The following is a 9,474-nucleotide window of genomic DNA, read 5'->3' on the forward strand; positions in this document are numbered from 1 at the left end:
ATGAATAAAATTCTCTTTTTTTTTCTTTTACTGTTCAGTTTTCAAGCTTTAAAAGCTGATAGCAGTGCTGTAACAAAAATTTATGTTTCGCCTAAGGGATCAGATTTAGCGGAAGGCACACAAAAGCAACCCTTAGCCAGTTTAAACATGGCTTTAAGAAAAGCCAGAGAGTTACGCCGGTTAAAAAATCCGAATATCAAAAACGGAATCTACATCATTTTAACTGACGGAACCTATCATTTACAAGAACCGGTTTTCATCCGTCCAGAGGATTCTGGAACGGCAGAAAGTCCCACGATTATACAAGCGCAAAACTTTAAAAAAGCAATTTTAAGTGGTGGTGTAAATATCATCAACTGGAGAAAAGCGGAAGCAATAAACGGTTTAAAAGCTGGAACAGTTTGGGTTGCGGATGCGCCTCAAAAAGCGGGAGAAATTTTAAATTACCGCCAATTATGGGTAAATGGAGTGAAGGCAACAAGAGCAAAAAGTACTTCGGGAAGTAAAATGGATCGTATCCTTTCTTGGGATAAAAAAGAACAAACTTGCTGGATTCCTTTCCAAGATAAATCAGTGAGATTTGAGCCGGGAATGGAAATGTTTATTCAACAATGGTGGGCCATTGCCAATCTCCGCATTAAAAATATGGAAGTGAGAGGCGATAGTGCCAAACTCTATTTTGAACAACCAGAAAGTAGAATTCAAAGCGAACATCCTTGGCCAGCACCGTGGATTTCCAAAAAAACAGGAAATTCTCCTTTTGTTTTAAACAATGCCATTTCTTTATTGGATGAGCCCGGAGAATGGTATCTCGATAGAAACAATGCTAAAATCTATTATTATCCAAAAGCTGGAGAAGATTTAAGCAAAGCCGAAGTTATTGCTCCGGTTTTAGAAAATTTAGTTAATGTCACAGGAACTATTGATTATCCTGTTCATCATATTACTTTCAAAGGGATTTCTTTTGAATACAGCAATTGGTTGCGTCCATCGCAACAGGGGCATGTGCCTTTACAAGCAGGAATGTACTTATTGGATGCTTATAAATTGAAGATTCCGGGAACACCAGATAAAGCCGGATTGGAAAATCAAGGATGGATTGGTCGCCCACAGTCGGCAGTAACCGTTAATTATGCCAATAATACCATTTTCGAAGGCTGTAGTTTCCAGCATCTTTCTTCTACAGGATTGGATTTTCACCGTGGAACAAACCATAACACCATCAAAGGAAACCTGTTTAAAGACATCGGCGGAAGCGGAATAAATTTAGGCGTTTTTTCTGATGAAGCTTTTGAAACGCATTTGCCTTACAACCCTAAAGACGAAAGAGAAATTTGCTCAAACGAATTAATCACCGATAATTTAATTACCGATGTAGCCAATGAAGACTGTGGAACAGTAGGCATTAGCGCAGGATTTGTTAAAAATATCACTATTGCACACAACGAAATTTCTGATGTTTCCTACACCGGAATTGGCTTGGGCTGGGGCTGGACAAAATCCATCAACGCCATGAGCAATAATAAAATCATTGGAAATAAAATTCATCATTACGGAAAACATTTGTATGATGTAGCGTCTATTTACACCCTTTCGGCACAACCGGGGAGTTTAATTGCCGATAATTACATCGATAGCATTTACCAAAATCCTTACGCTCACGATCCCTTTCACTGGTTTTATTTGTATACCGATGAAGGTTCTTCCTATTTTACGGTAAAAAATAACTGGGTTCCGGCAGAGAAGTTTTTGCAAAACGCTAACGGACCGGGCAACGTTTGGATACACAATAATTCATTTGTAGATGACTCGGTAAAAGCCAAAGCAGGTATCAGAAAACCTTACCAATATTTGGTTAAAGAGGTTGTGGTTGATAAAACGTGGCCTTTACAGGAAGTGCCTCATTTTGCTGTGGTAGAATTAAAAGGTGAAGGTTTTGATGCTGATAAAATAAAATCTATAGCCAAATCAAATGGTGTAATTGATCCGGAATTGTACCAATGGGAAAACCATTTGGTGCTGTATGCAAAGCTCAATCACATTGAAAAATTAGAGAAAGATTTAAAAGCGCTTTATCCAAAATCTCAGATAAAAACCTACAATCAACCGGTTTATAATTTCAGTAAAAATGAACGTTGTTCTGATACAAATTTGGCTGACAATTGGGATCATATTTTATTGACCGCCAATTTGGTGGATGATGTAAAAAAACAGAACGAATATTTGGAATACCATCACACTCAATTCCAAAAATGGCCGGAAGTTTCTCAAGGATTTTGCAATGCAGATTTTCAGCAATTGCAAGTCTTTAAAAATGGAAGACAATTGATGCTCATCATCAGCATCCCAAAAGGAAAAAAATTAGATGAGCTGAATCCAAAAACCACAGAAAATAACCCGAGAGTGGACGATTGGAATAAAATAATGAGCCAATACCAAACCGGAATTGAAGGAACAAAACCTGGTGAAAGCTGGGTGTTTTTAAAAAAACTTGATTAAATAGAATAAGCTAAATGAAACATACCAATCATCAGTTTTTTGATTTTTTAGACTTTGACACTGATTTAAGCAAGGAAGAAGGGATTTCTAAACTATGGAAATCGTGTAAACCCATTGCGATAGAAAAATCAGGTTTAGGAATTGTATTAACTGTTCCGTTTCAGGCGCAAATTTTGGCTAATGATTTTGCTCCTGATCTACAGATCGAGAGGAAACTATTTAAAGTTTTTATAAGAGCCTTTGGCGATAAAGTTTTAAGGGTAAGTATTGGATTTGGACAAGAAATTCATGAAACTTCGTCCATGTTACAAGTGGCTGATGATTTGAAAGAAACCGCTTTAAAATTTAAAACTACACCAACCGAAGGGATTATTGAAGACGAAAATGGTACAGTAAGAGCTTCGATTGATTTATCAGACCCAGAAATAGATTATTGGAGTGATTTATTACCTCCGCCAGAAGAATCTTTTCAGTCTACTTTTTATCCGGATGGCAAAAAAGCAGTTAAGGTAAGTGCTTACGATCAGTTTTTTCCACGAAGAGTGGACGGAATGTCTTTGGCTTTTATTGAAAAATTAGGAGAACCAGAAAAAGCTACCATTTCTTTTCAGGCTAAAGCCGATGAGAAATTTGTGGGAACGGGCGAACGCTTTACCAAAATGGATTTATCCGGGCATACTTTTCAGCTAAAAAATCAGGATGGGCAAGGCGTAAATAATAAACGAACTTATAAGAATATTCCATTTTATTTGTCAAGCGAGATGTATGGTTTGTTTTTACATACTTCTGCGTACTGCAAATTTTCGATGGCCGATTTTTCTACTCGTTCCGTTCAGTTAATGGTTGAAGAACCTGTTTTGGATATTTTTTTAATCGGAGAAGATAATCCTGAAAAAATAATTTACAAATACAAACAACTCACCGGTTTTCCAGAAGTGCCGCCACTTTGGAGTTTTGGGATTTGGATGAGCAGGATGACCTATTTTTCTGCGGATGAAGTCAATGAGATTTGCGACAGGTTGCGAGAAGAAGATTTTCCTTGCGATGTTATCCATTTAGATACCGGTTGGTTTAAAACCGATTGGCTTTGCGAGTGGAAGTTTAACCCCGAAAGATTTCCAGACCCTAAAGCATTTATTGCAAGATTGAAAAACGATGGCTACAGAGTAAGCCTTTGGCAAATGCCATACATAGCCTCCGAGGCCGAACAATATGAGGAAGCAAAAGCCAATAGCTACATGGGGCTTTTGGATACCAAAGCCGAACAGGGAGGTTCTAACTTTAGTAGTTTAGATTATGCCGGAACCATAGATTTTACCTATCCAAAAGCGGTAGAATGGTACAAAGGTTTGTTAAGAGAACTGTTAGAAATGGGCGTAACCGCCATTAAAACAGATTTTGGCGAGGAAATTCACCTGGACGCTAAATACCATTCCATGTCGCCCGAATTACTGAATAATTTGTACGCTTTGCTTTACCAAAAAGCCGCTTACGAGGTTACCAAAGAAGTTACGGGAGACGGCATTGTTTGGGCAAGAGCAGGTTGGGCAGGTTGCCAGCGTTACCCGATACATTGGGGAGGCGATGCGGCAGCCTCTTGGGAAGGAATGGCCGGTTCGTTAAAAGGAGGTTTGCATTTGGGCTTATCTGGATTTGGATTTTGGAGCCATGATGTGCCGGGTTTTCACGGTGTACCAAATTTCATGAATTCTGTTATTCCTAACGATTTATATGTGAGATGGACGCAGTTCGGGGTTTTCACCTCTCATATCCGCTACCACGGAACCTCCAAAAGAGAACCTTACGAATATCCAGAGATAGCAATTATCGTTAGAAAATGGTGGAAACTTCGCTATGCACTTTTGCCTTATATTTTGGAGCAAAGCCAAAAAACAACTGATTCTGGTTATCCGGTTTTAAGGGCTTTGTTAATGCAACACCCAGATGATAAAATGTGCTGGCATATTGATGACCAGTATTATTTTGGAGATGATTTTTTAGTGGCGCCAATGATGAATTCGGAAAATAAAAGAGCTATTTATTTACCTGAAGGCGATTGGGTAAACTTTTTTACTGGAGAAAAAACTACCGGAAACTGCTGGATTAAAAATTTCGAGGCTGATTTAGCCGATATGCCAGTTTGGGTAAAACAAGGAGCGGTTATTCCTATGTACCCGGAAGCCGTGGATTGTACAGATCAAATGGATTTACAAAAAGCTATAAATGTTAAAATTGACAATGAATTTAAAGGGGCGTGGAAAGTCTTTGATTACCTGTCGCAAATAAATTAACAGGTCATTGTGAGCGATAGCGTGGCAATCTGTTAAATAAAAGGCAGTGCCAATATAAACAGATGGCTTTGTTCCGTGTCATATCACAGGCTAAAGGTCGCGTTAACGATAGGAACGGCATCCTTTTTTTGTCAGCCTGAGCGGAGTCGAAGGCTAAGCAAAAAAAGATACAGTGGATAGCGTGTTAAAACGCCCAAACTATTAATGATAAAATAAACGAGAATTAAAATATACAATCACCAATTAAACAAAATTATAATGACATCAGTATTAAATGATTCACAAAAAAAACAATTTGCAGAAGATGGATTCTGCATAGTTAAGGACGTAATATCTCCTGAAATGATTACCCGTCTGCAGTCAGAATGTCAGCGTTTTATCAAAGAGAAAGACGATGAAATGGACAGGAAAGGTGTAGAAGTGGATGAAATTAACCATAAGGGGAAAAGATATTTTATCGCTTTAAGGTATAAAGATAGCGAGACCATGCAGGATCTTATTTTTGGGGAGGAGATGGAACAAATTACGCGTAGCATTTTAGGGGAAGATGTTTACTTGTTTTTAGAGCAATACGTAGTAAAAGCGGCCGATAAAGGGATGACTTTCTCTTGGCATCAGGATTCTGGCTACTTGGATTTTGCCCACAAACCTTATTTGTCTATCTGGATTCCTTTAGATGATGTGACAGAGGAAAACGGAACAGTTTATCTTTTGCCTTACAAAGATGCCGGAACAGAAAACAGAATTGACCACGTTTTACAAGAAGGAACCAATGATAAAATTGGGTATTTTGGAGACAACCCAGGCATTCCAGCTGTTTTAGATGCTGGTGATGTAGCCTTGTTTTCAAGCACTTGTTTTCACAGAAGTGGATCAAATAAAACCAATAAATCTAGAAGAGTTTTATTGTTGCAATACTCTGCAGAACCGATTATGAAAGGCGATAAACCGCTTTACTGGGCAGAACCATTTATTAAAGACGGAGAGCGAGTTGCCAAATATTAGTATAAAATAGAAAGTATAAAGTTAAAAGTAGAAAGACTTTTGTCCAAGCAGAGTCTCCTTTTCGGGGCTCTGCGTTTTTGTTCAAGCAGAGTCTCTTTTTCGGGACTCTGCTTTATAGTAAAAAGCACTGTTTTTACTGTATTTTTTTACAGTGTTTTGTTTTAAAAACTGATTGTAAAATGTTTAGTAATTGCAATCATCGGGGATCAAAGAATACAAGATTATACACCAATTATTTAACATGATTAAAAACACTAACGATGGGAGTGCTAATGCGCCTGCATTAAGAATTGATATTAATTACAATACTTGTGATGAACTTCCTTCTTTTTCAAAGGGACCAAAGGGAAATGATAGAGAAAAACATGAAGCCATTGCAAAAGCCGGTTTCGAAGGAATTCAGGATGGTATACCAGAACTCTGCAAAGAATTTAGCTTAAGTTTAACTGCTCATGCTCGCATCAATAAAGTTGGAGATTTAGATGATTTGTTGCCGATTTGGAAAGGCGCAAATTACAACTGCGCAACCATACATTTAGGGTGGGGTATAGAATCTGAAGCTGAAGTTGATGATTTAGTTCGTTATGTTTTGGATTGTTCCAATAGATTCGATTTTCCAATTTATATAGAAACCCACCGAGCTACCATTACTCAAGATATGTTTAGGACTGTTGAACTGGTGAAAAGATTCCCTGAGATTAGATTTAACGGAGATTTTTCGCACTGGTACACTGGGCAAGAAATGGTTTATGGAGGCATCGAAAATAAATGGGATTTTATAGCACCAGTATTTGAAAGAGTACGATTTATGCATGGCAGAATCGGAAATCCGGGTTGCATTCAGGTGGATGTTAATGCGGATGAAAATTTGGATTATGTAGCCCATTTCAAAGAAATGTGGACTCGTTCTTTCATTGGTTTTTTGAAAACTGCTAAACCCGGAGACTACATCTGTTTTACCATAGAATTATTGAAAGCTGAAATTTTTTATGCCCGAACTTTTAAAAATAATGAAGAAGAAGGAGATAGATGGCAGCAAGCGTTACTCTATAAAGAGTTGATTAAAGAATGTTGGGAGAAAGCTCATGCTTTAGCTTCATGATCATAATTTATAAACCTAAACCAATGTTATCATGAATCAAATCAGTAGTTTTTTAGAACCCATTGACTATGCCATTGTTGTAGGCTATTTGTTGATACTAGTTGCCTTTGGTTATTACATTTCCTTTATCAAAAATAAAAAAACCGATGAAAGCATATTCTTAGCAGGAAATACGCTCGGCTGGACAAGCATCGGTTTAAACATGTGGGGCACAAATGTAGGGCCTTCTATGCTCATTGCATCTGCCAGTGTGGGTTTCACCACGGGGATTGTAGCCGGAAATTTTGCTTGGTATGCCTTCATTTTTATTCTTTTATTAGCAGTAGTTTTCTCACCACGCTATTTAGGCGCAAAAGTGCTCACCCTTCCAGAGTTTATGGGAAAACGTTTTGGCGATTCTACCCGTAATATTCTTGCTTGGTACACGCTAATCACCATATTAATTTCGTGGCTTTCTTTAACCTTATTTGCAGGTGGAATTTTAGTGCAGCAATTGCTCAATATTCCCATGTATTTATCGGTGATTTTGATGGTGGTTTTATCAGGGTTTTTCGCCGCTGCCGGCGGATTGAAAGCCATTGCCTATACCAACGTTTTCCAGATGTTGCTGCTCATTGCCGTTTCTCTTTTATTGGTGGTTATGGGCGTTAACAAAGCTGGTGGATTGGAAGCCATTTATGCACAAACACCCGGTTCTTACTGGAATTTGTTACTCCCAGCCGATGATAAAAACTATCCATGGATTGCCATTTTATTGGGCTATCCCATTATGGGTGTATGGTTTTGGTGTACTGATCAGTCCATGGTGCAATCTGTTTTAGGCGCTAAAAATTTAAAAGAAGGGCAGTTAGGAGCTAACTTTATTGGTTGGTTAAAGATTTTAGATGTTCCCCTTTTTATCCTTCCGGGGATAGTTTGTTTTGTGCTTTTTCCTCAGCTAAAAAATCCAGATGAGGCATATCTAACCATGGTTACTCAGCTTTTTCCAGCTGGCTTAAGAGGATTGATTATTGTTGTTTTAATAGCAGCTTTAATCAGTACCATCGGCTCAGCATTAAATTCTTTGAGTACCGTATTTACCATGGATATTTATGTGAAAAAGCATAATCAAGATGCCTCGCAAGCTACCATCAAAAAAACGGGGCGTTTGGTGGTTTTGGTAGGTTCTTTATTGTCCATTTTCATCACTTTAGCCATCGATAGCATTAAAGGATTAAATTTATTCGATGTTTTTCAATCCGTTTTAGGTTTCATCGCTCCGCCAATGTCGGTAGTATTTTTATTCGGGGTGTTATGGAATAAAACAACCACTAAAGCAGCTAATTTAGTTTTGACATTAGGAACTGTTATCAGTTTGGGAACAGGGGTTTTATACCTTTGGGTTTTCCCAAATGGGCAATACAATTGGCCGCATTTTCTGCTTTTATCGTTCTATATTTTCGTAGTGCTTTCGCTGATGACTTATCTCATTACCATCACCGATAAAGCTGGACAAAAAGACCATGGCGTTTTATTGAGGATAGATCCTGCTGCAAAACCAGATAAGCAGGTGAAATTATTATGGGCGGCGTTAACCATCGTAATGGTGGCTTTATATTTCTTTTTCAACGGACATTAAATTCAAAAAAATATGAATTCATCAAAAATGAAATTCTTTTCTTTATTCTTATTCGGTTTGATGATGCTTTTGCAAAGTTTTTCCGTTTGTGCGCAACAAAAAGCCACATGGATTTGGTATCCGGGAGATTTTGAAATTTGGTTAAGCAATAAAATGCAGGTAAGACGTACAGAGCGTGAAGCACTATTTCCACCGCTTTGGCAATATTATAGTCCTTATGCTTTGGTAACTTTTCAAACAGAGGTAGATATTCCAGAACCAGACGAGGTGAAAATCTACTCAGAAGGGCCTTTTCAATTACTTTTAGATGGTGCTCAAGTTTACGGGCAAACAAAATCAATAAAAATTTCAGCCGGGAAACACAAAATTTCCTTTAAAGTATATAACCAATAAGTGTTGCCTGCTATTTATATTGATGGCTAGTATGTTAAATCTGATGCGTCTTGGAAGGTAACTAATGAAGATAAACTTTGGATTGATGAAACTGGAAAAGCATAACAATCTGGCACACCATGGATGCCTGTTGGTTCTTGGAATTTTGATTTACCACAGAATAAGCCTTCCGAATTTAAATTAAAAACCACACCTTGGAACTAAATGCATGTTATGGTGTCAAAGCACCAGTCTGAGGTAGAAATAGTTCAGGCAAGATCATCAGTTTTATACGATGTACTGAACGGCATACCTCAGATGCGGTTCTGGAGAAACTGAGCATAGGGGAACGGGAATTGGCTCTAGACATGCAAGACAGTGGAGAAAGAACGACCTTATCATCTATGACCAAGGTTACTCGTCTTATGATTTTGTAAATGAACATATAAACCAGCATATTGATTGCCTGATACGGGTAAAAGTTTGTTACTCCTTAGTTGGGAACTGGAAAATTCTTTTCTTATACCAATTTAGATATAAAACGCCGTATTAAATGCTGTCAGATAATGGTGGTTTCCAGTGATTGA

At 37.9% G+C, this 9,474-nt stretch carries 5 protein-coding genes and 1 pseudogene; all 6 read left to right on the forward strand.

What is annotated here, in order from left to right; all coding sequences use genetic code 11:
- The 6 genes and pseudogenes from ACFSSE_RS00715 (at position 1) to ACFSSE_RS00740 (ending at position 9,112) form a co-directional block, all read left to right on the forward strand.
- Positions 1-2,499, forward strand: coding sequence for an L-rhamnose mutarotase (locus tag ACFSSE_RS00715; protein ID WP_379041239.1), 2,499 nt, complete (start codon positions 1-3; stop codon positions 2,497-2,499).
- Between the two features lie 14 nt (positions 2,500-2,513).
- On the forward strand, positions 2,514-4,790 hold the full coding sequence (locus ACFSSE_RS00720; protein ID WP_379041240.1) for a glycoside hydrolase family 31 protein: 2,277 nt from the start codon (positions 2,514-2,516) through the stop codon (positions 4,788-4,790).
- A gap of 258 nt (positions 4,791-5,048) precedes the next feature.
- Complete coding sequence (locus ACFSSE_RS00725) at positions 5,049-5,795, forward strand: phytanoyl-CoA dioxygenase family protein (protein WP_379041241.1); 747 nt, start codon at positions 5,049-5,051, stop codon at positions 5,793-5,795.
- 241 nt (positions 5,796-6,036) lie between these two features.
- A complete protein-coding gene (locus ACFSSE_RS00730; RefSeq protein WP_379041242.1) occupies positions 6,037-6,897 on the forward strand; it encodes a hypothetical protein in 861 nt (286 codons plus the stop codon).
- A gap of 31 nt (positions 6,898-6,928) precedes the next feature.
- Complete coding sequence (locus ACFSSE_RS00735) at positions 6,929-8,515, forward strand: sodium:solute symporter family transporter (RefSeq protein WP_379041243.1); 1,587 nt, start codon at positions 6,929-6,931, stop codon at positions 8,513-8,515.
- Positions 8,516-8,668: 153 nt separating this feature from the next.
- A pseudogene (locus ACFSSE_RS00740) lies at positions 8,669-9,112 on the forward strand (hypothetical protein).
- Positions 9,113-9,474 lie beyond the last annotated feature (362 nt).

The organism is Pedobacter alpinus (assembly GCF_042684645.1).
Lineage (GTDB): Bacteria > Bacteroidota > Bacteroidia > Sphingobacteriales > Sphingobacteriaceae > Pseudopedobacter > Pseudopedobacter alpinus.